This window comes from Nocardiopsis quinghaiensis, assembly GCF_008638365.1.
Classification (GTDB): domain Bacteria; phylum Actinomycetota; class Actinomycetes; order Streptosporangiales; family Streptosporangiaceae; genus Nocardiopsis; species Nocardiopsis quinghaiensis.
The window spans coordinates 75,567-99,158 of the sequence record NZ_VWVU01000024.1; the positions used below are offsets into that span (position 1 = coordinate 75,567).

Consider the following 23,592-nt stretch of genomic DNA (forward strand, 5'->3'; position numbering starts at 1 on the left):
CTCACCCGGACACCAGAGCGGCCAGGGCCCGGGCCGCGGGTTCGACGCGGTCGAGCAGGAAGCGGGGCAGGAGGCCGATGAGGACGGCCAGGGCCAGGAGCGGCGCGATCGCGGCGGACTCCCGTGCGGACAGGTCGCCGACGCGGTCCGTGCACGGTCCCGGTCCTCCCAGGAACAGTCGCCGCAGCGCGCGCAGGAACAGGGCCGCGGTGATGAGGATGCCCAGCAGCGCCAGCGCCGTGGCCACCGGGACCGGGCCGAGGCTGCCCGCGAAGATCTGGAACTCGGCGATGAACCCCGACAGGCCCGGCAGTCCCAGGGAGCCGAAGAAGGCCACGGCCGCAAGGGCGGCGAAGCGCGGGGCCCTCGCGGCCAGGCCGCCGTAGGAGCCCATGTCGTAGGTGTCGGCCCGGTCGTGCAGCACACCGGCCAGCAGGAACAGCGCGCCCGTGAGCAGGCCGTGGCTGACCATCTGCGTGACCCCGCCGGTGATCGCCAGTGACGCCGCGCCGGACTGCGCGCCCGTGGCCAGGCCGGCGGCGCCCAGCCCCAGGATGATGTAGCCCATGTGGTTGACGGAGGTGTAGGCGACCATGCGCTTGAAGTCGGTCTGGGCGAGCGCGACGAGCGCGCCGTACAGGACCGAGACCACACCGACGACCACGATGACCATCGCGTGGTCGCTCCAGGCGCCCGGCAGGATCGGCATCGCGATGCGCACGAACCCGTAGGTGCCCATCTTCAGCAGGACCCCGGCCAGGATCGCCGACCCGGCCGCGGGCGCGTCGGTGTGCGCCGGAGGCAGCCAGGTGTGGAAGGGGACCGTGGGCGTCTTGACGGCCAGCCCCACGCCGATGGCCAGCAGCACCAGTCCGCCCGCCGGTTCCCGGCCCTCCAGCGGGGTCTGGCCCGCCAGCTCCACCATGTCGAAGGTGCGGGGATCGGAGGACACGTACAGGCCGATGAAGCCCAGCAGCAGTGCCAGCGACCCGAAGAAGGTGTAGAGGAAGAACTGCAGCGCCGAACGGGCCGGCCTCCCGTGCCCCCAGCCCGCGATGACGAAGTACATCCCGACGATGGACAGGTCGAAGAAGACGAAGAACAGCAGCAGGTCCAGCGCGCAGAACAGCCCCGTCGAGACCGTCTGCAGGAACAGGAAGAGGACGGCGTGGGCGCGGGTGCGCACGCGCTGGCGCAGGGAGTGGACCGCGCACGCCAGGAAGAGCACCGCCGTCATGGCCATCAGCGGCAGGGAGAGCCCGTCGACGCCGACGTGGTAGGAGGCGCCGACGCTGGGGATCCAGAGCACCCGTTCCTCGTAGGCCAGGGGGCCGGTCACCGCTCCCGGGGAGCCGGAGGCGGACGGGTGGTACGCCCACAGGCCGATGACGAGTGCCAGGTCCAGTGCCGACGCCGCGACCCAGGTCCGAGCCACCGTCCCGTCGCGCGGACGCGGCAGGACCAGCAGTACCAGGCCCGCGGCCAGGGGCAGGAACACGACGACGGAGAGCACGCCTCACCTCATCAGGACGACGACGGCGGCCAGGACGACGAGTGCGATGACGGCCTGGACGTAGTACTGGTGCAGCAGTCCGGTCTGGGGGCGCAGCGCCCACGCGGCCAGGGTCCGCGCACCGGAGGCGACCGCGCGCACCGTTCCGTCGGCCCCCCTCTCGCCCCGGCTCCGGGCCAGGTCAGCGGCGCGTGCCACCCCGCCCGCGCAGGAGCGCACGCCCCGGGCGAGCACCCGGTCGTCGAAGGCGGCCAGGGCCTGGGCGAGCGCCGTCACGGGCCTGACGAGCAGGGTGATGGCCGCCGTCTCCAGGCCGAGCCAGCCGCCCAGCCACCGTCTGCCGGGCACGGCCTCCGCACGGCCGCGTGCGCACACCCACCAGGTGGCGGTGAGCACCGCGGCGGCCAGCAGGCCGGACACCGCCGTCTCCCATGCCGGGGGCGCCGGTTCGCCCACGGCTCCCAGCAGCGCGCGCCACCACCGCGCCGCCGCGGGAAGGACCAGGACGCCGAGCCCCACCGTGGCGGCGGCCAGCGCGGCCGGCGGCAGTGCCTCGGACGGGGACCACCGGTGGTCGGGGCCGCGCCGGAACGCACCGCCCTCCCCCTCCGGCGCCGGGGACCAGACCGCGGCCAGGGCCCGAGCGGCGTAGGCCGCGCCCACGGCCGACGCCGCCAGACCCGCCGCGTACGGGGCGGGCCCCAGGCGCAGCGCCGCGGCGAGCACCTCGTCCTTGGCCGTCCACAGCGGAAGCGGGGGCAGCCCGGCGACCGCCAGGGCGCCGACCGTGAAGGCCGCCCCGGCCAGGGGGCGTCGGCGCGCGGCTCCGCGCAGACCGCCCAGTTCCCGGGTGCCCCGGGCGGCCAGCCACATCCCGGCGCACAGGAACAGCAGGCTCTTGGCCGCGGCGTGCGCGGTGAACTGCAGCATCCCCCCGCCCACGCTGCCCGCGCCCGCCGCCATGACGACGAAGCCCAGCTGTGAGCAGGTCGAGGCGGCCAGCAGCTGCTTGAGGTCGGGCTGGTGGAAGGCCACCGCCCCCAGCAGCAGCGCGGTGACCGCGCCGGCCCAGACCAGGGTCGGACCCGCCCACGCCGTGGCCGCCAGCGCGGGTTCGGTCCGCACCAGCAGGTAGCCCCCCGCCGCGACCATCGTGGCCGAGTGCAGGAGGGCCGAGACCGGTGTGGGACCGGCCATCGCGTGCGAGAGCCAGAAGCTGAACGGCAGCTGCGCGGACTTTCCCAGCGCGGCGAGGACCACCCCGGCCACGGCCGCGTCCCGCCAGCCGCCGTCCAGGGCTGCCAGGCCGGAGAGCTGGAGCGCGCCGGCGCCCCCGGCCAGGGCCGCCCCGGCGGCCAGGTACAGGCCCAGGTCCCCGGTCCGCGTGGTGACGAAGGCCAGCGCCGCCGAGCGGACGCGGGAGGCCTCGCCCCACCAGTAGCCGATGAGGGCGTAGGAGAGGGCGCCCATGACCTCCCACGCCGCGAGCAGCGTGAACAGGTCGGTGGCGGTCACGGTGGTGAGCATCGCCGCCGTGAAGAGCAGCATGAGGCCGAAGAAGCGGCCGCGTGCCTGGTCGGTCCCCATCTCGGCCGAGGCGGAGAGGACGACCGCCGTGGCGACGGCGGCCACGGTGAGCACCGCGACCGCCGACAGGCCGTCCACGGCCAGGCCCGCGGGGATGCCCGCGAGCATCGGCACGGACATGCCCGGCCGGAACACCGCCGCGGCGCCGGCCGCGACCAGCGTCAGGCCCGCGGCGGCGACGGCGCAGGGCGCGGCGACCGGATCGGCGCGCCTGCCCGCCACCAGCAGGACCGCGCCCACCGCGGCGGGCAGGCCCACCAGCGCCCACAGGGAGGCCGTCACCGGTCGCCACCGTCCCCGAGGTCCGCGGCCATGTCGACCATGTCGACGTCGCGCGCGCGGAAGATGGCCGTGGTGACGGCGAAGCCCATCGCCATCTCCACGGCCATCGCGGTGACGGCGACCAGGACCAGGACCTGCCCGTCGGCCCGCTCTGGCGAGACGAAGAACCACAGGGACGCCGCGGCGACGATGACGGCGTTGACCATCAGCTCCAGGCCCATCATCACCATGACCACGGACTGCTGGCTGAGCGCGCCGAAGAGCCCCACCGAGAACAGCGCGGCCGCCAGGAGAAGGTACGCCTCCAGGATCATCGGTCGAGCCCACCGCCGATCGGGTCGTCGGGGCTCTCGCGCCGCAGGTCGTCGCCGTAGCGCTCGTAGCGGCCCCGGTGCGTGGTGAGCACGGTGGCGGCCACCATGGTCGCGAACAGCACCAGGCCCACGAGCATCATGACGAGCATGTGCTCCCCCATGACCGCCTCGCCCAGAGCGAGCGTGGGGTCGGCGGGGGGCTCGCCCGTCCGCTCGGGCCAGGGCACGAACACGGCCCCCGCGGCCAGCAGCAGGAACACCCCCACGGACACGACCAGGGAGCCGGCCTTGTTGTGCACCATGGTCATCGGCATCAGCCCGGCCGGGTTCATCATGTACATGATCATGAAGACGGCCATCACCATCATCTCCATGATCATCATGAGGACGACCAGCACGCCCAGGTAGGACAGGCCCAGGAGCAGGATCGCCGCGGCGGTGAGGAGGAAGGACGCCAGCAGCGCGAAGGTCGCCCTGGCCATGGAGTCCACCACGAACACCGCGGCACCGGACGCGACCGCGCACACGGCGCAGACCGCGAACACCACCGTCTCGGTCACTGCTCCCCCTAACGCGTCAGCACGAACACGGCGACCACGAGGACCTGCAGGAGGGTCACCGGGACGAGGACCACCCAGCCCACCTCGGTGAACCGGTCCATCCGCACCGCGGGCAGCCGGTGCCCCAGCCAGACCAGGAGCGCCACGACCCCGGCCGTCTTGACCAGCGTCCACGCCCAGCCGGGCAGGAGCGGGCCCGCGCCGCCGCCCAGGAAGAGCGGTACCGCCATCGCGGCCACCACCGCGAGGAACACGTACCGCCCCGCGCGAAGGACCAGGAGGTCCACCCCCGACAGCTCCGCGGCCGCTCCCCCGGCCAGGTCCCGCCCCACGGGCGTTCCGAAGGGGCCCCAGAAGGCCATGGCCAGCGCCGAGACGAGGTAGACCGCGAAGGCCGCGGGCATCAGGACGGCGAACCAGACCTGCTCCTGGGCCGCGACGACGTCGCTCACGCGCAGCGAGCCCGCGCCCAGGGCCGCGGCGGTCAGGGCGAACATGTGCGGCAGCTCGTAGGAGAGCCCCTGGACGAGGAACCGGTAGCCCCCGACCAGGCCCCAGGCCGAGTCGGCTCCCCAGCCGAGCATCCACAGCGCTGCCCAGAGCACCACCTCCATGGCGTTGAACCACACGACGCCGACGGACAGGTCGCCGACCGCCATCGAGCCGAGCGGGACGACCAGCGCCGCCAGGACGGCGGCCACCGGAACCAGCGCGCCTCCCAGCCGCCACAGCAGCGTGTCCGCGCCGGGGATCGTCCTGCGCCGCTGCACGAGCAGTCGGGCCGACTCCCGCGCCGGGGCGGTCAGCCCCGCCGCCGGGGCGGTTCCCGCGGCCCGCGCGCGAAGCGCCGCCGTCCCCGCCGCGGCGCCGTAGCCGAAGGCGAACAGCAGCACGGGCACGAGCAGGACGGTCCACAGCGGCGCGGCCCCGCTCACGTGTCACGCTCCGGGACGCGGGCGCCGACGGCCTCGGTGTCGGGGTCGAGTGAGGCCACGATGAGCCGTGCCGCCGCCAGTTCCCGGCCGACGACGAGTTCGGGCACCAGGTCCAGGGCCGCCCGGGCGGTGCCGGGGGCGGGGACCGGGGCGGAGGCGGACCGGCCGGGCTCCACCGCCGTCTCGATCCGCTCCAGCCAGCGCGACCAGCGGTCGGTGACGTCGCCGCGCAGCTCCTCGGGGGCGTGGTCTCCGACCGCTCCGAGACCGTCGGTGGCCCAGCGCAGCAGGCGCGAGCGGCGCACCCCGCGCAGCCAGCGGCGCAGCTCCGCCCCGGTACCCGGACCGGTGTCGGACTCCAGTAACGCGTCGCGCAGTCGGCGTCCCGTCAGGGCGGCGGCGGGCCAGCCCGCCACGGACAGCAGGCGCTGCGCCGCGTCCAGGGCGGACGCCGCCGTGGTCCACGGGCGCCCGGGGCTCCGCTCGGCGGCGCGCGGCCCGTCCCGAGGCACGTCCCGAGGCGCGTCCCAGAAGGAGGGGCCCTTCCGTGCCCCGACGAGGTGGACCCGTGCCTCCTGCACCACGTCCCCCTGGAGCACCACCCGCAGGGACAGCCCGGCGGGCCAGTCGGCCAGGGCCGGGCCGAGGGCGAGGTGCAGCTGGTCGAGTGCCAGGCCGTCGCGGTCCTCGCCCCGGTCCGCCATGGGCAGGCCGCCGGGCATGTGCTCCTCACCGGCGGCCTCGGCCCGCTCGCGTGCGGCCCGGTCGCGCTCGTCGGCGTCGCGGCGCTGGGCGGCGACGTCGAGCAGGTCGGCGCGGGCGCGCTCCAGGGCCGCGACCGCCCGCTCCGGGGAGGGGACACGCGCGCGGGCGCGCGGACCGGGCATCTGTCCCCAGACCCGGTCCAGCATCTCGTCGAGCTCGGGGTCCGCGGGGCCGCACACCACCAGCAGGTCGGCCTCGGCGGGGGCCAGCGCCTGACGCCAGCCGCGTTCGCGCACGGCCCTCTCCACGGCCAGCCGCGCTCCGGTACCGCCGATCGCCGTGACGACGAAGGCGCACGGGGCGGCGCGGCGCAGCAGCCATCCGGTCACGTCCACCGGAACGCCCCCTCCCGCCACGCGTAGACGACGGCCGCGACCAGGACGGCGAGGAAGGCGAACATCTCCACGACGGCGGGTGCCCCCTTGTCCGCCACGACGAGCACCCAGGGGTACATGAAGACCATCTCCATGTCGAAGGCCAGGAAGAGCAGTGTCACCGTGTACCAGCGCACGTGGTACCGGGAGACCGCGTGCTCGGTCACGGCCGCGCCCGACAGGAACGGTTCGCAGGACACGGGCGTCCGCCGCAGGCGTACCGCCGCCGAGAGCGCGTAGAGGCCCAGGACCAGCGCGGCCGCGATCCCGGCGAGGACGAGCACCGGCCCGAACGAGTCCATGCGCTCCCCCTCCCCCGCCGAGGCGCGTCTGCCCGTCCTCGGCGGTCGCCGTCGGAACCACGGTCCACACCGGCTCTCAGGCTAGGAGGGGGCGGGGCCGGATCCGGGGAGGGACACGCGAGGGCGCGGATCCGCGCCGGAGGGGGAGAGGAGATCAGTCGAGGACCGTGTGCCCGTACCCGTGGGCGATCCCCGCCACGTCGGGTTCGCCGAACCGCTCCACCATGGCCCCGAACAGCGCGGCCTTGTCCGGCCCGAACCCGCTCACCTTGCGCGTGTAGGCCCCCGCGGTCAGGAACACCGGCGGATCCGCCTTGCTGTGGAACTTGTCCGCGTACATGACGACCTCCTCCTCAGGCGTCCCGGGAAGGTAGTCGTCGACCGGGATCGGCAGGCCCCGCATGTGCACGTCGTCCCTGGTGATGCCCACCCCCGTGTGGCACGAGCAGAACCGGCACAGCGCCTCGGGGTAGCCCTCCTCCGCCAGCAGTTCGTGTCCGAGCACCCCGTGGCGCACGTACCGCGCGCGGTCGAGCTCTCCGGATCCGTCGAAGAGGCGGTACACCCCGATGTCGTGCAGGAGGCAGCCCGCCCGTACCAGGCCCACGTCCAGAGGAAGGGAGTCGGCGCGGACGATGTGCTCGGCCAGTTCGCACACGATCCGGCAGTGCGTGTACACAAGGTCGAAGGCTTCGCGTGTGGGCGCGTGCTCCAGGTGCAGGGAGCGGATCTCCCCGTCGGTCGGGATCTGCATACGGGGGACTCTATTCGTTGACGCGCGCACCCCCGCGGCACGTGCCCGTCAGGCCCGAGAGAAACGAGCGGAGCTCATGAACGACCCGAGGTACGACGTCCTGGTCGCCGGAGGGGCCGGCGTGGACACCATCGTCCGCGTCGACGCCCTGGAGGTCCCCGAAGGCGACTCCGCGGGTGTCCCGCCGGTGCACGACTACGTCGCCCACACCGGCAACGGAGTGGCGGTCGGCTGCCACACCCTGGGGACGTCCACCAAGTTCATCGACTTCCTGGGGGACGACGCCCAGGGCCGGATGGTCCTGGACGCCTACGCCGGGATCGGCCTCGACTTCAGCCGGGTCGTCTCCGCGCACGGCACGCCCCGGGGCATCAACCTGGTGGACCCCGGGGGACGCCGCTTCTCCTTCTACGACGGCCGCCACCCGGCCGACCTGCGCCTGCCCCGCGCCTTCTACCTGCCCCACCTGGAACGCTCCCGGCACGTACACATGTCCATCATCGGCCACAACAGGGACATGTACGAGGACGTCGAGGCGCTCGGCCTCTCCAGTTCCACGGACCTGCACGACTGGGACGGGGAGAACCCGCACCACCTCTCCTACGCGCTGCGCTCGGACCTGGTGTTCCTCAGCGCCGCGGCGATCCGCGACCGCGTTCCCCACGTGCTGCACGGCATCGTCGACCGTGGGCGGGCACGGGTCGCCGTCGCCACCGACGGCGAGCGGGGCTGCCACGTACTGGTGCGCGGGGAGCCCGCTCCCAGGCACTACCCGGCGGCACCCCCCGAACGCCCGGTCGTGGACAGCAACGGTGCGGGCGACGCCTTCGTCGCGGCGTTCCTGTACTCCTACCTGGAGGACCGGGCAATCGGTGAGTGCGTCCTGTCCGGGGCCGTGGCGGGCGCGTTCGCCTGCGGCAGTGCCGGTACCCACACGGAGTTCGCGGATCCCGTCTCGCTGCGCGAGGTCGGGGAGCGGGCCCGCGCGGCCTTCTTCGGGGCTGTGGAGCCGTGAGCACCGCGCTCCTCCCCTTCGGACGCGGTGGTCGCGGCGACCGACCGGCCCGGGGCGGGCGGGGCCCCGCGCGCGGGAGCCGAACGGCGGGGAGCCCGTCTCGGGAGGCCGGGCGTCAGTAGGACGAGACGTGCACGTGGTCGTAGTGGTTCTCCGTGACGCTGCCGCGGTTGTTCATCGCCACCCACTGGCGGTTGGTCGAGTGCCAGATCCGCTGTTCCCAGATCACGTACTTGACGCCGAGACGGTCCACGTTGTCGATCGCGTACTGGGCCATCGCGTTCCCGGTCGCCCGGTTCTGCGCGCTCGGGTGCGTGCCGATCACCGACACCATGAAGTCGCAGGCCTGCCCCGTCCCGTGGTCGTCGCTGCTGCTGCGCGCGCAGCCCACCTCGTAGGGGGAGCCGACGTTGAGGATGATCTCGTCGCGGATCGCGGCCATGCGCGGCGTCGCACCGTCGAAGCCCCACCCCTTGAGGCTCTCGGGGACGGTGCCGCCGGTGCTCCCGCCCGACGGCGCCGCGGGCTCCTCCGGCTCCTCCGGCTCCTCGGGGACCTGTTCGGCCTCGTAGCGCTCGATGGCCTCCTCGACCTCGTCGCGCTCCTCCTCCAGTGTGTCGATCAGCTCCTCGGCCTCGGAGAGCTCCTTGTCGGCCTCCTCCGAGACCTCCTGCCTCTCCTCCTGGAGCTGGACGAGCTCGGAGATCTGGCCGGCCTGCTGGCGTCCCAACTGCTCCATGGTGGCGGTGTCCTGGAACAGGTCCTCGGGGGAGGCGGTGAAGAGCACCTCCAGCGTGGGGTCCAGACCTGAGCTCTTGTACTGGCTGGCGGCGATCTGGACGACGCTGGAGCGGGACCCCTCCAGTTCCTCATCGACCTCCTCCAGTTCCTCCTTCGCCTGTTCGGCGCGTTCCTTGATCTCGTTGTACTGGAGGAGTTCGCCCTCGTAGGTCTCCTCCAGTTCCTCCGCCCTCCCGTTGAGGTCGTCGATGTCCGCGTCGTCGGGCGCGGCGTGGGCGGCCGACGGCGCGACGAGGACGGCGGCCAGGGCCAGCGCGAGGGTCGCCGCGCCCGAACGCACGCCCCGACGGGACGAGGCGTCGGTCGGTGAGGGGAGGAAGTTCCGGTTCATGCGAGCTCCATGGGTCGTACCGCGAACGAGCCCGACGAGCGAGGGGCAAGAGGGTGGTGAGGCGGGGCTGGGGGGAGCCCGGCGCCGGTTCGCCCATCGCACGGCACCAACGGGAAGGTGCCTACGGGTCGGCGGGTGCACAGGAGACAATACGAGATCTAACCGTCATATACCTAATGCTGTTCTTGTGATGTGGGTCCGCTGGACGGGAGGGCTCCGGCGGAGCGCGTCCGCGCCCCGACCGTGTCGGACGTCCACATGGCGGTTCCACCCCCGAGGGACCGGATATCGTCCGCCGTACGCGGGAAGGGCCCCGAGGGCCGCTGAGAGAAGGAAGTTCCAGCTTGCGCACGAGCACTCCACCGGAATCGCACCGGACTCCGCGCCCCGAGCAGGGAAGCACCGTGCCGAGGTGGCTTCCCCGGGCGCTGATGCTGACCATGTGGGTCGTCACGGCCTTCGGTATCGCCCTGTGGCTGTTCCTCCAGCTGCAGAGCATCATCGTGCTGCTGCTGATCTCGCTGTTCCTCGCGCTGGCGCTGGAACCCGCGGTCAACTGGCTGCACCAGCGCCGGTGGCCGCGCGGTCCGGCCACGGGAACGGTGATGACTCTCGTACTGCTGTCGGTCCTCGCCTTCCTCAGCCTGCTCGGCTCGATGCTGATCGGGCAGGTGCTGGCGTTCGCCGACGAGCTGCCGGGAATGACACGCGCCGCGCTGAACTGGGTCAACACCACGTTCGACACGTCCTTCTCCCCCACGAACCTGATCGAGGAGGTCTCCAGCGCGAGCGGGCTGGTCGAACAGTACGCGACGAGCATCGCCAACAACGTCTGGGGAGCCGGGACGACGGTCCTGGCCATGCTGTTCAACGGGCTGACGATCGCGCTCTTCACCTTCTACCTGTGCGCCGACGGGCCGCGCTTCCGCCGCGTGACCTGCTCGGTCCTGCCGCCGCGCACCCAGCGCGAGGTGCTGCGGGCGTGGGAGATCGCGATCGCCAAGACGGGCGGTTACCTCTACTCCCGGGCTCTCATGGCGCTGGTCTGCACTGTCGCGCACTACCTGGTCCTGGTGGTCCTGGACATCCCGTTCGCGTTCGCCCTCGCGCTGTGGGTGGGGGTGCTGTCGCAGTTCATCCCCACCATCGGCACCTACATCGGCGGTGCCGTCCCCGTGCTGGTGGCACTGTTGCAGGGCCCGTGGCAGGCCGTGTGGGTGCTCGCGTTCGTCATCGTCTACCAGCAGTTCGAGAACTACCTGCTGCAGCCCCGCATCACGGCCAGGACGCTCGACATGCACCCGGCGGTGGCGTTCGGTTCGGTACTCGCGGGCATGGCGATCATGGGCGCTCCGGGCGCGCTGCTCGCCCTCCCCATCGGCGCGAGCCTGCAGGCGTTCCTCAGTATCTACATCAGGCGCTACGAGGTCGAGGAGCATCCCCTGCTGGACAGCGGCGGGGGCGTCGAGCGGGTGGAAGCCGGCTTCGAGGAGGAGGGCGGCCCCTCACCGGACGGGGACGGCGACGGCGACGCGGGTCCGCGCACACCTCCCGGCGGCCCGGCTCCGGAGGGGCCGCCGCCCGGCGGGTGAGGTCTCAGGGCTTCCCTGGCGGGGTGTCCGTCACCGGACGGGAGGCGGGGACGCCGAACGCGAGGAGGGCGGTGTCATCGCCGAGGCCGTCGCCGAATCCCCGCAGCAGCTCGGTCAGGGCGTTGACCATGTCGCCGGGCGTGGAGGGGGCGTGGTCGGCGGCGAAGGAGCGCAGGGCGTCCTCGCCGTACAGGGAGTCGCTCCCGGGCCCCGTGCGGGCCTCGGTCAGGCCGTCGGTGTAGAGCAGGAGGGTGTCGCCGGGGGCGAGGGTGGTCCCGGTGGTGGCGAAGTGGGCGTCGGGCAGTACGCCGACGAGCATCCCGCCGGGGGTGGGCAGGAAGTCGGCCCGTCCGTCGGCGCGCACGACCAGGGCTGGAGGGTGGCCGCCGGAGGCGAGGCGGACACGGGCGCGGCCGGTGTCGCCGCCGGGTTCGAGGACGCCGAAGACGGCGGTGCAGTAGCGGGGGTCGCCGTTGTCGGCGTAGCGGTCCAGGAGGACGGTGTTCAGCGTGGCCAGGGCGTCGGCCGGCTCGGGTGAGTGGAGGGCGGCGGCGCGCAGGGCGTAGCGGCTCTGGGAGGTCAGGGTCGCGGCCTCGGGGCCCTTGCCGGACACGTCGCCGAGGAAGAACACCCAGCGTGTGTCGCCGAGGGGGAGGAGGTCGTAGAAGTCGCCGCCCAACTGGTCGGGGGAGGCGGTGTGGTAGTAGGCGGCCGTCTCCATACCCGGTACGTCGGGCAGGGTGTCGGGCAGGAAGGACTTCCGCAGGACGGCGAGCGCCTCCGTCAGGCGGGCCCGGTCGGCCTCGGCCCGCAGGCGCTCCTGTTCCGCCTCGGCGCGGGCCTGGTCGGCCTCCCTGCGGCGGCGCAGCAGCTCCTCCTCGTAGGAGCGGCGGTCGGTGGCGTCGAAGACGGTGGCGCGGATCAGCGACGGACTACCTCCTCCGCCCTGTCTGACGACGGAGGAGACCAGCACCGGAAGGCGGCTGCCGTCGGAGGTCCTCATCTCCAGGGCGATGCCGCTGACCTCGCCCCGCATGTGCAGCAGGGGCGCGAAGTGCGTCTCGTGGTAGAGCCTGCCGCCCACGGTGAGCAGGTCGGCGAAGCGCATACGTCCCACCACGGTTTCGCGTTCCAGGCCGAGCCACTCCAGCAGCGTGCCGTTGATCCTGACGATCGTGCCGTCCATGAGCGTCGACAGGTACCCGCAGGGGGCGGATTCGTAGAGTTCCTCGGCGCTGTCCTCCGGCAGTGCGGCGAGGGCCGCCTCCGCGTCGGCCCCGAGCGGCTCGGGCCCTTCTCTCACCCGGCGGGCCACAGGTCCTCCAGGAAGTCCAGTACCGCCGCCGTGGTGGCCCGCGGCGCGCTCAGGTGCGGGCAGTGGCCGGTGGCGTCCAGGGTGACCAGCCGGGAGGAGGGGACCGCGCTGTGGACGAAGGCGCCGACCTCGCGCGGGGCGATGAGGTCCCGGGCGGACTCCAGGACCAGCGTCGGGACCTCCACTTCTCCCAGGTCCGCGCGGTTATCGGACAGGAAGGTGGTGCGGGCGAAGACCCGGGCCATGTCGGGGTCGGTGGCGCAGAAGCTGTCGGTCAGTTCCTGTTCCAGCTCCGGCCGCTCGGGAGTGCCCATGATCATGGGTGCCACGGCCGATGACCAGCCCAGGTAGTTCGACTCCAGCGAGTCCAGCAGTTCGTCGATGTCTCCCGCGGTGAAGCCTCCGCGGTAGCCCTCGTCGTCGATGTAGCGGGGTGAGGGGGCCACCATCACCAGCGCCCGGATCCGCTCGGGCACCGCCCGCGCGGCCAGAACGCCGACCATGGCGCTGACCGAGTGCCCCACGAACACCGCCCGGTCCAGCTCCAGTTCCCGGCAGACCTCCACCACGTCCTGGGCGTAGCCCTCCAGGGTGGAGTACCTCTCCTCGCTCCAGGAGGAGGGGTCCGCCCCTCCGGAACCGACGTAGTCGAACAGCACCACCCGATACCGCTCGGCCAGGGCCGGGACGACGAGGCGCCACATGTTCTGGTCGCAGCCGAATCCGTGGGCCAGCACGACCACCGGCCCGTCGGCGACACCGGTGATTGTGACGTTGTTCCTGCGCAGGACGTCCATATCGGTCATCCTTTCCCCCAACCGACCCACCCGAAAAGGGTATCGGGTCACATACCACCACGTTGAAGGACCGGATCCGGTGCATCCGCCGCCCGCCGGGCGGCGCGGACCACGCGGCCTCCCCGTACTCACGGTGGCGGGGTCGGGGGGCGTTCGGCGCCGCGGGCGCCGCACCGGTCCGTGACCGTGGACCGTGGAGGAGTGTCGACGGCCTCGGCCTACGGGTTCTCGGAGCGCGGGCCCCCGACCGGCCCGCGCCGGGATCGGTGACCGGGGCGGGCCGGAGGCCGGTGAGGGCGTCGGTCAGCCCGACGGCGGCCCGGGACCGGACGGACGGGCCCGGGGACCGGGACCGGTGTCAGTGCACGTGGGGCCAGCCGGAGGAGTCCCAGCCGAGCCAGTTCACTCCCAGCAGCGCCGTGCCGTCGTCGGCGTAGTAGTGGTAGGCGAGGATGTCGCTGTCGGTGTCGGCGAAGACGTCCTGGTGCCCGGGGCCGTGGACGCCGCCGTGGCCGGCCAGGACCTCGGTGCCGCCGCCCGAGGTCATGGCGGCGCCGGCACGGTCCCGGTAGGGGCCGGTGATGCTCCTGGAGCGGCCGACCATGACGCGGTAGGTGCTGTCGGCCCCGCGGCAGCACAGGTCGAAGGAGACGAACAGGTAGTACCAGCCGCCGCGGTGGAAGAGGGTCGGAGCCTCGATGGCGCCGCCGCCGCGGCCGGCGATCGCGTGCAGGGCGCCGTCGTAGCGCTTACCGGTCGCCGGGTCGAGGCGCACCATCTTGATCCCCGACCAGAACGAGCCGAACGCCAGCCACCAGCGGCCCTGGTCGTCCACCTGCAGGTGGGGGTCGATGGCGTTGAAGTCGTCGGAGGTGAACGACTCGACGACCAGGCCCTCGTCACGCCAGGTTCCGGAGTGCCCGCTGGCGCTGGTCGCCAGGAAGATCGCCGACCGGTTGGAGCCGAAGGTGGAGGCGGAGTAGTAGAGGTGGTACCGCCCGTTGTGGTGGGACAGGTGCGGCGCCCACAGGTTGCGCGCACCGCCGGTGTAGGGACTGGTCCACGGGGCGCCGCCGGGAAAGGCCACGCCGGCGTCGCTGAAGGCGGTCCGGTCGGCCGAGGTCTTCAGGGCCACCTCGTTGCCGGTGTGGGCGACCAGGTAGCCGCCGTCGGGCCGTTTGACGAAGGACGGGTCGTGCATCCGAACGTCCCCGGTCACGTGGCCGGGGCCGGGGTAGGCGGCGGCCGCGGCGACACCGGCCGGGGCCGCGGCCAGTGCTCCCGTCGCCAGAGCGGCACCCAGCAGCCTGCGGCGTGAGAGGGGTGTGGGGGGCACGGAGGGGGTGCTCGGGTGTTCGGTCATGGGAAAGCCTCCTCGGGCTCGGTCGGGGGGTGTGAGGAGTGTCGGGGCCGGGTCGGTGGACCACGAGGTCGGAATCGGTACCGGGCAGGTGTCCGAAAGCGCCGAGGTCACGGGGCCGGACGCGGCGGAACTATGGGGAAACGCAGATTGTTAGCGCTAACATTCCGCGCACGCGAAAAGCGTCCGGTGCCGACGACCAGCATCTCGGGAAGTGCGTGCACGAGAACTCCGCAAGGGGGTCATGCGCCGTGGAGTGGGGGTGGCGCCAGCGGTTGTCGTTGAATATCATGAACACGCTTCGTAATTGTTCATGCATCGTAAAGTAGCGGTTTTTCGGCGTCAACCCTCCTATGCGTACCTTTCGAGTACGACTGATCACCTTGGGTTTCCGTCAGGGCGCCGACGAGAGCCGAAGGGGCCCGGGAGGCACGGTCCCGCCGCCGGACGACGGGGGCGACACCACCGAACGCGTCTACCACCGCCAACGGAGGCCGGTGCGCCGCTCCGCGGCCAAGGCCATGGACGACATCCTCAACGACGTGGGCTGACGGCCCACATGCCCCGGTCGCAGCCCCACTTCCACCCCACATGGAACGCAGAAAGAGGCCCGCCCTCGGGCGGACCCCTCTACGACCTGCTACTTCTCTGTCGGGACGGCGGGATTTGAACCCACGACCCCTTGACCCCCAGTCAAGTGCGCTACCAAACTGCGCTACGTCCCGTCCGTCGCGCGGACACCGTCTCCGGCGCCGCCAACAGGTGAAACTGTATCGCATTCGGCGGCGCTCTCGAACCGCTCGCCCTCCGACGGACGGCGGGATCCGGGAGCCCGGATCACAGCCCCGTGGGCCAGGTCTCCTCCTCGACCGAGTCCGGCTCGACCGGGTGCAGCGGGACGAGCGCCTGGGTCCGGTCGACGAACACGAAGGCGTCGTAGCGCTCCTCCATGACGGTCGGGACGTAGTTCCCCCGCCGGTCGCGTCCCGGGTGGTAGACCACACCGATGGCGCGGTGCGGGAGCACCTTCCCCTCCTGGAACGGGTGGACCGCCCCCTCCCCCGAGAGGATCATCAGCCCCGCCGCGGAGTCCGAGTCCCCGACCGACCGGTGCAGCAGGTCCTCGACGCTTCCCTCGCGTGCCGCGGGGACCGGCATCGGCTCCGGAGTCGCGCCCCACGACCTGCCCGCGACCACCCGGCCCTCGTAGGTGCCGAAGCCGACGAGGACCGCCTCCTCCCCGTGGCGTTCACGTGCCAACTGTCCGACGTTGACCATGCCCGCGGAGGACATGTTGGTGGCCCGTGCGTCGCCGACGTGGGTGTTGTGCTCCCACACCACCGCCTTGGCCCGCGGGCCGTGGTGCTCCATCAGACGGTCGAGCGTGTCGGCCATGTGGTGGTCGCGGACGTTCCACGAGTCGGGCCCTCCGCGCACCATCGACCGGTAGTACTGCTCGGCCCCCGCGAGCACCTCGGCGTTCTGGCGCGCGGCGAAGTCGGCGAGGCCGTCGTCGACGGCCCCCTGCGTCCGCGCCCGGCCGCGCAGCCCGGCCAGCAGGTCGACGACCTCGGCCTCACAGCTCTCGGGCACCAGCCGCGTCGCCTGGGCGTAGGACTGGGGGTCCTCGCCGTAGGGTTCGAAGCAGCGGTAGGCCCGCAGCGCGGGCTCCACCTGTTCGGGCATGTTCTCGCGCAGCCACCCCAGCACCGCGTACAGCGAGTCCCACAGGCTGTAGACGTCCAGACCGAAGAAGCCCACACGCCGCTCCCGCGGAAGCTCCAGGTTGTGCGCCCTCAGCCACCGCGCGAACTCCAGGACCTCGGTGTTGGCCCACATCCACCGCGGCCACCTCCGGAAGCCCTCCAGTGCCTCGCGCGGGTCCTCGGGCGCCCCCTGCGCGCCCACCACGGTGCAGTGCAGCGCCTGGCAGTCCGGCCAGTCCCCCTCCACCGCGACGAAGGAGAAGCCGGCCTCCTCGACCAGCCGCCGGGTCAGCCGTGCGCGCCAGCGGTAGAACTCGGCGGTGCCGTGCGAGGCCTCGCCCAGCAGTACGTACCGCGCGTCACCGATCCGCTCCATGAGCGGGTCCAGCGAGTGGGGTCCGTTCAGCGGCAGGACCGCGTCCGGGTCGATGCGTACCGGTTCTCCGGTGTTGTCCGTCGTCATGTCGGTCCTCCCGGGAACGGGGGCACGGGATCCGGTGCGGCGCGGCCCACGGGCGGGCCCGCCGCTCACCTCTCCCGTTCACCCATGATGCGTGCGAACCAGTCGGCGGCGGCGTCGGCCACGTCCTCCAGCGCGCCCTCCTCCTCGAACAGGTGCGTGGCCTGGGGAACGACGTGGATCCGGCTCGGTCCGCCGAGCCGGTCGGCCGCCTCTTCGTTGAGCCTGAGGACCTCGCTGTCCGCGCCGCCGACGATGAGCAGCGCCGGGGCCCGCACCAGCTGCAGCGCCTCCGTACCGGCGAGGTCGGGACGGCCGCCGCGCGAGACGACCGACGAGACCGCGTCCGGGCGCTCGGCGGCGGTCCGCAGTGCCGCGGCGGCTCCGGTGCTGGCGCCGAACAGGCCGATGGGCACTCCCTCGGTGTCCTCGTGGGAGGCCAGCCAGTCCACCGCTCCCGTGAGCCGCCCGGTGAGCAGGCCGATGTCGAAGCGCTGCTGCGCGGTCACGTCGTCGACGCGCTCCTCGTCCGGGGTGAGCAGGTCCAGCAGGAGCGTCGCGATCCCCGCCATGTTGAGTTCACGGGCGACGGCCTGGTTGCGCGGACTGTGCCGTGAGCTCCCGCTTCCGTGCGCGAAGGCCACGACCGCGGTCGCCCCGGGGAACATGGTCAGCTGTCCGTCGAGCCGCGCGTCCGGGGTCCGTACCATCACGTCCTGGGCGGTCATGGTGCTCTCCCTTCGTCAGTGCCGGCACGGTTCAGCAGGGCCAGCACCTCCTCATCGCTGACCTGCGGAAAGTCCTCGTACCACAGGCTGACCGCGCCGAAGTCCGACGGCGTCTCCAGGCAGACGACCTGGTCGCACACGTCGGCGAGCGCGTGCACCGCGTCCGGTGCCCCCACGGGGACGGCCAGCACGAGGGAGGCGGGGCCCTGTTCGCGCAGCGCGGCCAGGGCCGCCCGCGCGCTCATGCCGGTCGCCAGTCCGTCGTCGATCACGAAGACGTCCCGTTCGGCGACCTCCGGATCCGGTGCGTCTCCGCGGTAGGCCTGGACCCGTCGCCGCGCCTCCGTCTGCTCCGCCCCGGCCATGTCGGCCAGGCGTTCCTCGGAGAGCCCCAGCAGGTCCAGCGCCCTTCTGTCGAACAGCGGAGGCCCCTCGGCCGTGGTCGCGCCGATCGCCGTCTCCGGGCTCCCGGGGACGGGGATCTTGCGCACGACCACGATGTCCATCGGCACTCCGAGACTCTCGGCGACGCGCTCCGCCACGGGAACACCGCCGCGCGGCAGCGCCAGCACGAGCGGGTGCGGCTTGTTCTGCCCTTCCACCACGCGGGCCAGTCGCTCACCCGCGTCTCGCCGGTTCCGGAACACGTTCCTCACCCCAGTCGCGTCGTCGCGGTGCACGGGCTCACGGGCCCGGTGGTCGGCCCCGGATGAGCGGGGTACGACGGCGCGGACACCACCGCCGAAGCCTCGCGGGACCGGTCGTCCGTGGTTCCCGAGTGGTTGGGTCCCCCGCACTCCGGGTGCCCGGGAAGGCGTCCTCCGCCGGTACCCGGCCGCCTGCGTCCGCGCAGTTCACCGAACGTGCGCGGGCCCTGTGGTGAGCGTTACCCCGATGCCCCGAACGCACACATACCCGGACCGGCCGGGCGGCCGGCCTGCTCACCCGGGCCCTTCCGGCCACCTGCCCGATCGCCGGTTCCCGGTAGCCGCCCTCCCCCAGAAGTGCCGCCCTCCCCCAGAAGTTCGGACACGGCGCCGAGGTCCGCCGCGTACGGGGCGGGACACGGGGCCGCCGGGGGCCGTGCTCCGGAGCTGACCGAACCCCGGCCGGGCCCGGGAGGTTCGCTTTCCCGGGGAGCGGGCAGGGGACCTGGACAGTGACCGGCCAACACGCGGCGAGGAGGTCGACATGAGCTACGACGCGTTCCTGAAGGAGGTCCGCGAGCTGGGTGAGTACGCCGACCGCGAGGAAGCCGACCAGGTGAGCCGGGCGGTGCTCGGTGTGCTGGCGCCCCGGCTCCCGGCCAACGGGGCCGAGCACCTGGTCGCCCAGCTCCCCGACGAACTCGGCGACGCGGTGCGGCAGGGAGAGCTCCTCGACGCGGAGTCCTTCGGGGTCGAGGAGTTCCTCACCCGGGTGGCGGCGGCCACCGGCGCCCGCCCCAGGACCGCGGAGTGGGACGCCAGCGCGGTACTCACCACCGTGGCCGACAGGATCACCGGGGGCCAGCTCAACCACATCCTGAGCCAGCTCCCCTCCGGCTACGCCGTGCTGTTCGGCAAACCGGAGCTGAGCGACTGACCTGCCGCGCCCCGCCGGAAGAACGCCGGAGCGTGCCCGGTGGGGCGCGCGGTAAGCGTGCCCGGTGGGGCGCGCGGTACCGGGCGTTCTGGGCGAACAGGCTGGACGGTCCGGGCGGCTACCTCGGCTCCACCCGCCCGCACGGGAGGCCGCGGCCACGACCGCCGGGGTCCGCGTCGACACGAGCGCTCCGGGCACGCCCGCCCTGCACTTCACCCGCCGCCACCAGCACCCGCGGTCAGCGGTCTGGGCGGCCCTGACCACCGGGGAGGGTCTGCGCTGGACCCCGGAGGAGGACGGTGACGAGTGCGTGCTCAGGCTCTCCAGCACCGTCGCCGACCCCGCGTGGACGGCGAACACGGCGGCCGGGTGGGACGTGTCCCCGGGTGCGCTCGCCACGGCCCTCGACGGGCGCCCCCGGCAGGCCGGGGCCGCCCCCGGACGGGGAGCTCATCGCCCGCCACCGGACCGTGCTCGGCACCGGCTGACCCGGGAAGGCCTCCGGGCCCACGGGCACCGGCCGAGGGCCGCCGGGGTACCACGCGGTCGGCGTCCATGCCGCTCGCGCCGACCGACTACCGCGCGTCCCGGCGGACGACCGCCTTCTTCCCCTTGATGGTGCTGCCTTTCAGGGCGGCGATCACCTCGTCGGCCGCGGACTCGGGGACCTCCACCAGCGAGAAGCGGTCGGCGATCTCGATCGCACCGATGTCGCGCCCGCGGAGGGCCGACTCCCCGGCGATCGCGCCGACCAGGTCCTGCGGACGGATCCTGGCGCTGCGCCCGGCGCCGACGAAGAGGCGCGTCATCCCGCCCGACGACGGACGGCCGCGCCCTCCCGAGCGTCCGGGCGCCTCGCGGCGGCCGCGCTGCTCCCGCTCGGGCCTGACCGTGATCTCGGGGATCTCCTCCTCGTCGGCCGCGGGCCCGCCGGCCTCGTGCGCCAGCTTCACCGCGGCGAGCGCCACGTCCATGATGTCGAACTCGTCGGCGAGCGTCTCGACCACGACGCGGACGTGCTCCAGAGCTCCCTCGTCCTCCAGGAGGCTCTCGTGCAGCGCGGCGCGTGTCAGCTCCAGGCGCCGGGTCCGCATGTCGGCGATGGTCGGCACCTTCTCGATCGGGATCCGACTCTTGGTCGCCCGGGCGATGGTCTTGAGCATCCGGTGCTCGCGCGGCTCCACCAGGGTGATGGCCACGCCCTCGCGGCCGGCCCGGCCGATCCGGCCGATCCGGTGCACGTAGGTGTCGGACGCGGAGGGCACGTTGTAGTTGACCACGTGGGTGAGCTGCTCGACGTCGAGTCCGCGCGCTGCCACGTCGGTCGCGATGAGCAGTTCCGCCGTCCCGCTCCGCAGGCGCCCCATCACGCGGTCGCGCTGTTCCTGGCTCATGCCGCCGTGCAGCGCCTCGGCCCGGTAGCCCCGTCCGTTCATCGTCTCCGTGAGGACGTCGACCTCCTCACGCGTACGGCAGAAGACGATCGCGGCCTTGGGCGCCTCCACGTCCAGTACACGCCCGAGCGCCGCCGGCTTGTGCGCCCTCGGAACCATGTAGGCGCTCTGCCGCACCAGCGGAGCCTCGCCCGGGGCGGCCGTCGCCTCCTTGACCTGGGTCCGGACCGGGTCGGTCAGGTGGCGCTGGGCGATCGTGTTGATGCGCTTGGGCAGGGTCGCGGAGAAGAGCACCGTCTGGCGGTCCTCCGGCGTCTCCTGGAGGATCGCCTCGATGTCCTCGGCGAATCCCATGTCGAGCATCTCGTCCGCCTCGTCGAGGACGACCATCTGCAGGGACCCCAGGGAGATCGTGCCCCGGCTCATGTGGTCGAGCGCACGTCCGGGTGTGGCGACCACGACGTCGACCCCGCGCTCCAGGGCGCGGATCTGCCGTCCGATCGGCTGCCCGCCGTAGATCGGCAGGACGCGCGCGCCCAGGACCCGGCCGTAGCGGTGGACCGCCTCCGAGACCTGGATGGCCAGCTCACGCGTCGGCGCGAGGACCAGTGCCGTCGGTTCCGGACCCCTGTTGCCCTGAGGCAGCCGCTGGAGGATGGGAAGTGCGAAGGCGGCGGTCTTTCCCGTCCCCGTCGCAGCCTGTCCGAGCAGGTCGTGCCCCTCCAGCAGGGGCGGGATGGCCTCGCGCTGGATCGGCGTGGGTTCCTCGTAGCCGAGCGCGGAGAGCGCGTCCAAAAGCTCGGTCCGTAGCGACAGACCGGAGAAACCGGTCGTGTCGTCGGCTGGGGTCGGGGTCGGGGTCATGGGTCGAGCTCCTTGTACCGGAAGATTCCACACGGGTCCACGCTGGTGCCTCGTCCCGTCTGCGGGACGTCAACACTCTGCGGCTACCCAGGGTCCCACTCCTACCGACCCCGACGCCAACGGGACGGGCGCCGCCATGCCCGTGTCGGTCCGGGAGGCACGGTCGCGCGGAGTGGGCGAGCGCCCTCACCCGCCCTCCTTGGGCCTCCAGTTCCTGCCCCGTCCCGCCTTCTTGGGTTTGCGGACCAGGGGACGGGAAGGCTGCGTCCCCTCCTTCTCGGTGGCGACGGGCCTCTCGGCGGCGACGGGAGGCCCGCCGCCTCCCTCCTCCCGGAGGAGCCGCCGTTCCTTCCCCTCCAGCCTCTCCAGACGCTCCATCCGGCCGGTGAGCGCGGGCCGGTCGGTTTTGACGGACCGGTCGGTTTTGACGGGCCGGTCGGGTTCACGTGGGTCGTCCGGACCGCCGGCCCGGGCTGGCCGGGCGGGCGCCCGGGCGGATCCCTCGGTCACGGCTCCCTCCGGCTCCCCGGCACGGGGACGGATCCGCAGAACGTGTTCGAACCGTTCCGCGGCCGCCTCGGGAGCCGGTGCGGCCCCTGTTCCCGGGGCCTCGGCCGGGGCCGCGTCCGGTCGCTCGTGCGCGGGCGAGGAGTGGCGGTAGGCGCGGACCGCGTTCATGACCTGGTCGGCGGTGGAACCGGGCCAGGAGTAGTGGAAGACGGGGTTGAGCGGAGGACTGGTCTCGGTGATGAGGCCGTCCTCCTCGATGACGCAGCTGCCGCCGAGCGGCCAGCGGCCCAGGACCACGGCCGTGATGCCGCGGCGCTGCCCGTGCAGCAGCAGGCCGGAGAGCGCGGTCTCGTGCCGGGGGCTGGGAGCGGCCACCAGCGCCAGGGGCGGGTGCGGCTCCCCGGTGCTCCGGTGCAGCTCGCGCTGGAGGATCGTGAGGGCCTCCTCCATGGTGCCGACCATCCGCACGGGCTCGCAGGGGTGCGCGCGCAGCAGGTCGCGCCCCCGTTCACCCAGCAGACGGATGGCGTCGGCCTCTGTGAGCAGTACGCGCACGGCATCGCGGTCGAGGCGGTCGAGTGCGTTGGCGATCAGGCGCCGGGCGGCGCCGACGGCCCCCGGACCGGTGATCCCGAGTCCGGGCACGTGGTCGAGCTCCACCGTCACCCGTTCGTCGATGTCCTCCCCCGGGACGGGTCGGGGCGGCGGAGCCGGAAGGGCCAGGCGGCGCGGCCGGGACACCGTCGGCACGCGCGGAAGGCTCAGACGGACTCGGGGCACGCGGGCACCGCCCCGCCCCAGGAGGTAGCCCCCGGCCAGGCCCGCGAACGCCATCGCGCCGGTGACGGCGCCGTCGGGGATCTCCACGACCATCACCCCGCTGCCGTCCTCGGCGGTGTCGACCGAGGCCTCCACCGGATCGTCGTCGGAGGCCTCGGCGGACGCCGCCCGGGGCTGGAGGGAGGTCGGCTGCTGGGGGACGACGGTGTAGGCGACCTCCGCCCTGCGCTGGGCGGCGGCTCCCCCGTCGCGGGGCTCGCCGGACCCGGCACCGCTCACCGCGATCTCGGGAGCGTCCTCGCCCAGGAGTCCGCCGAGGTGGTCGGCGACCGCCTGGGCCCGGCGCTCGGACAGCTCCAGGTTGGCCGACGCACTTCCGCTGGGATCGGTGTGACCGGTGATCCGGACGGCCGTGTCGGGGTCACCGTAGGAGGCGATCATCTCCGCCGCCGGTGCCAGGTCCTCCCGCATCTGGTCCGTGAGTTCGGCCGATCCCACGGCGAAACCGGCGACGGCGCGCACCCGCTCGGTGGGCTGCGCGGGCGCGGCCTCCTCCGGGGCGGAGGGAGCGGAGCCGTCCTCCTCCCCGGCCGCCTCCCGCTCCTCCTGCTGGACGGCCGTGTCGGCGAACGCGGTGGCCGGGGCGACCGCCACGGTGCCCACGGCGGCGGCCGCGACGACCTGGAGGGGCCCCAGGGGGCGCAGCCTCCGGGGGGCGCCGCGCAGGCGGGCGAGGGTCTCCACGGCCAGGCCCGCCGCGTACAGGCCCCACAGCGCCCACAGCACGGTGACGAGCAGGGCGGTGGACACGCCCGGCGGCAGCCGCCAGCCGCGCAGGTGGGCCGCGGCCACGGCCCACGAATCCGGCAGCTCCGGCCAGGGCAGGTGCCACAGGAGCAGGTAGGGGATACCGGTCAGGACCGCTGCGGCGAGCAGGACCGCGCTCAGCCGTCGGATGTGGGACATGTC

Annotated in this window: 21 protein-coding genes and 1 tRNA gene; 4 read left to right on the forward strand and 18 right to left on the reverse strand. The window is 73.2% G+C overall.

Features of this window, described 5'->3' with window-relative positions; all coding sequences use genetic code 11:
* Position 1: 1 nt before the first annotated feature.
* The 8 genes from FYX01_RS21710 to FYX01_RS21745 all read right to left on the reverse strand — a co-directional run bounded on the left by FYX01_RS21710 (position 2) and on the right by FYX01_RS21745 (position 7,386).
* A complete protein-coding gene (locus FYX01_RS21710; protein WP_150244291.1) occupies positions 2-1,513 on the reverse strand; it encodes a complex I subunit 4 family protein in 1,512 nt (503 codons plus the stop codon).
* A gap of 3 nt (positions 1,514-1,516) precedes the next feature.
* Positions 1,517-3,382, reverse strand: coding sequence for a proton-conducting transporter transmembrane domain-containing protein (locus tag FYX01_RS21715; protein WP_150244293.1), 1,866 nt, complete (start codon positions 3,380-3,382; stop codon positions 1,517-1,519).
* Complete coding sequence (locus tag FYX01_RS21720) at positions 3,379-3,696, reverse strand: NADH-quinone oxidoreductase subunit NuoK (protein ID WP_150244295.1); 318 nt, start codon at positions 3,694-3,696, stop codon at positions 3,379-3,381. Before FYX01_RS21720 ends, FYX01_RS21715 begins: the two co-directional genes overlap by 4 nt.
* Entirely contained in the window at positions 3,693-4,256 is a 564-nt protein-coding gene (locus FYX01_RS21725; protein WP_150244297.1) for an NADH-quinone oxidoreductase subunit J, read from the reverse strand. The genes FYX01_RS21720 and FYX01_RS21725 overlap by 4 nt, the downstream gene beginning before the upstream one ends.
* Before the next feature lie 8 nt (positions 4,257-4,264).
* On the reverse strand, positions 4,265-5,191 hold the full coding sequence (locus FYX01_RS21730; protein WP_150244299.1) for an NADH-quinone oxidoreductase subunit H: 927 nt from the start codon (positions 5,189-5,191) through the stop codon (positions 4,265-4,267).
* A complete protein-coding gene (locus FYX01_RS21735; protein ID WP_150244301.1) occupies positions 5,188-6,291 on the reverse strand; it encodes a hypothetical protein in 1,104 nt (367 codons plus the stop codon). Before FYX01_RS21735 ends, FYX01_RS21730 begins: the two co-directional genes overlap by 4 nt.
* Positions 6,282-6,632 carry an NADH-quinone oxidoreductase subunit A gene (locus FYX01_RS21740; protein WP_150244303.1) on the reverse strand — a complete coding sequence of 117 codons (351 nt, stop codon included), beginning with the start codon at positions 6,630-6,632 and terminating at the stop codon, positions 6,282-6,284. Before FYX01_RS21740 ends, FYX01_RS21735 begins: the two co-directional genes overlap by 10 nt.
* A gap of 154 nt (positions 6,633-6,786) precedes the next feature.
* Positions 6,787-7,386: an HD domain-containing protein gene (locus tag FYX01_RS21745; RefSeq protein WP_150244305.1), complete on the reverse strand. Its 600-nt coding sequence runs from the start codon at positions 7,384-7,386 to the stop codon at positions 6,787-6,789.
* A gap of 76 nt (positions 7,387-7,462) precedes the next feature.
* On the opposite strand from FYX01_RS21745, the gene FYX01_RS21750 reads away from it, so the two are divergent.
* Complete coding sequence (locus FYX01_RS21750; RefSeq protein ID WP_150244307.1) at positions 7,463-8,401, forward strand: carbohydrate kinase family protein; 939 nt, start codon at positions 7,463-7,465, stop codon at positions 8,399-8,401.
* Positions 8,402-8,516: 115 nt separating this feature from the next.
* On the opposite strand, the gene FYX01_RS21755 is transcribed toward FYX01_RS21750, so the two are convergent.
* Positions 8,517-9,533, reverse strand: coding sequence for a coiled-coil domain-containing protein (locus FYX01_RS21755; protein WP_150244309.1), 1,017 nt, complete (start codon positions 9,531-9,533; stop codon positions 8,517-8,519).
* Positions 9,534-9,937: 404 nt separating this feature from the next.
* Between FYX01_RS21755 and FYX01_RS21760 the strand changes: the two genes are divergently transcribed.
* A complete protein-coding gene (locus tag FYX01_RS21760) occupies positions 9,938-11,125 on the forward strand; it encodes an AI-2E family transporter (RefSeq protein WP_394350497.1) in 1,188 nt (395 codons plus the stop codon).
* A 4-nt stretch (positions 11,126-11,129) separates the two neighbouring features.
* Here the strand turns inward: FYX01_RS21760 and FYX01_RS21765 are convergent, their stop codons facing one another.
* The 3 genes from FYX01_RS21765 to FYX01_RS21775 all read right to left on the reverse strand — a co-directional run bounded on the left by FYX01_RS21765 (position 11,130) and on the right by FYX01_RS21775 (position 14,600).
* A complete protein-coding gene (locus FYX01_RS21765) occupies positions 11,130-12,428 on the reverse strand; it encodes a PP2C family protein-serine/threonine phosphatase (RefSeq protein ID WP_223830590.1) in 1,299 nt (432 codons plus the stop codon).
* Positions 12,425-13,237, reverse strand: coding sequence for an alpha/beta fold hydrolase (locus FYX01_RS21770; RefSeq protein WP_150244360.1), 813 nt, complete (start codon positions 13,235-13,237; stop codon positions 12,425-12,427). Before FYX01_RS21770 ends, FYX01_RS21765 begins: the two co-directional genes overlap by 4 nt.
* Positions 13,238-13,595: 358 nt before the next feature.
* Positions 13,596-14,600 (reverse strand): arabinan endo-1,5-alpha-L-arabinosidase, encoded by a 1,005-nt coding sequence (locus FYX01_RS21775; RefSeq protein ID WP_150244313.1) that lies wholly within the window; start codon positions 14,598-14,600, stop codon positions 13,596-13,598.
* A gap of 350 nt (positions 14,601-14,950) precedes the next feature.
* Between FYX01_RS21775 and FYX01_RS21780 the strand changes: the two genes are divergently transcribed.
* On the forward strand, positions 14,951-15,148 hold the full coding sequence (locus tag FYX01_RS21780) for a hypothetical protein (RefSeq protein WP_150244315.1): 198 nt from the start codon (positions 14,951-14,953) through the stop codon (positions 15,146-15,148).
* A gap of 100 nt (positions 15,149-15,248) precedes the next feature.
* Here FYX01_RS21780 and FYX01_RS21785 read toward each other — a convergent pair.
* The 4 genes from FYX01_RS21785 to FYX01_RS21800 form a co-directional block, all read right to left on the reverse strand.
* A tRNA-Pro gene (locus FYX01_RS21785) sits at positions 15,249-15,322 on the reverse strand.
* A 112-nt stretch (positions 15,323-15,434) separates the two neighbouring features.
* Complete coding sequence (locus tag FYX01_RS21790; RefSeq protein WP_150244317.1) at positions 15,435-16,766, reverse strand: erythromycin esterase family protein; 1,332 nt, start codon at positions 16,764-16,766, stop codon at positions 15,435-15,437.
* 65 nt (positions 16,767-16,831) lie between these two features.
* A complete protein-coding gene (locus tag FYX01_RS21795; protein ID WP_150244319.1) occupies positions 16,832-17,491 on the reverse strand; it encodes a dienelactone hydrolase family protein in 660 nt (219 codons plus the stop codon).
* Positions 17,488-18,138: a phosphoribosyltransferase gene (locus FYX01_RS21800; protein WP_150244321.1), complete on the reverse strand. Its 651-nt coding sequence runs from the start codon at positions 18,136-18,138 to the stop codon at positions 17,488-17,490. Before FYX01_RS21800 ends, FYX01_RS21795 begins: the two co-directional genes overlap by 4 nt.
* A 544-nt stretch (positions 18,139-18,682) precedes the next feature.
* Between FYX01_RS21800 and FYX01_RS21805 the strand changes: the two genes are divergently transcribed.
* On the forward strand, positions 18,683-19,075 hold the full coding sequence (locus FYX01_RS21805; protein ID WP_150244323.1) for a DUF2267 domain-containing protein: 393 nt from the start codon (positions 18,683-18,685) through the stop codon (positions 19,073-19,075).
* Positions 19,076-19,650: 575 nt separating this feature from the next.
* Here the strand turns inward: FYX01_RS21805 and FYX01_RS21815 are convergent.
* Positions 19,651-21,333 carry a DEAD/DEAH box helicase gene (locus FYX01_RS21815; RefSeq protein WP_150244325.1) on the reverse strand — a complete coding sequence of 561 codons (1,683 nt, stop codon included), beginning with the start codon at positions 21,331-21,333 and terminating at the stop codon, positions 19,651-19,653.
* 186 nt (positions 21,334-21,519) lie between these two features.
* Entirely contained in the window at positions 21,520-23,589 is a 2,070-nt protein-coding gene (locus FYX01_RS21820; RefSeq protein WP_223830591.1) for an OmpA family protein, read from the reverse strand.
* Between the last annotated feature and the right edge of the window lie 3 nt (positions 23,590-23,592).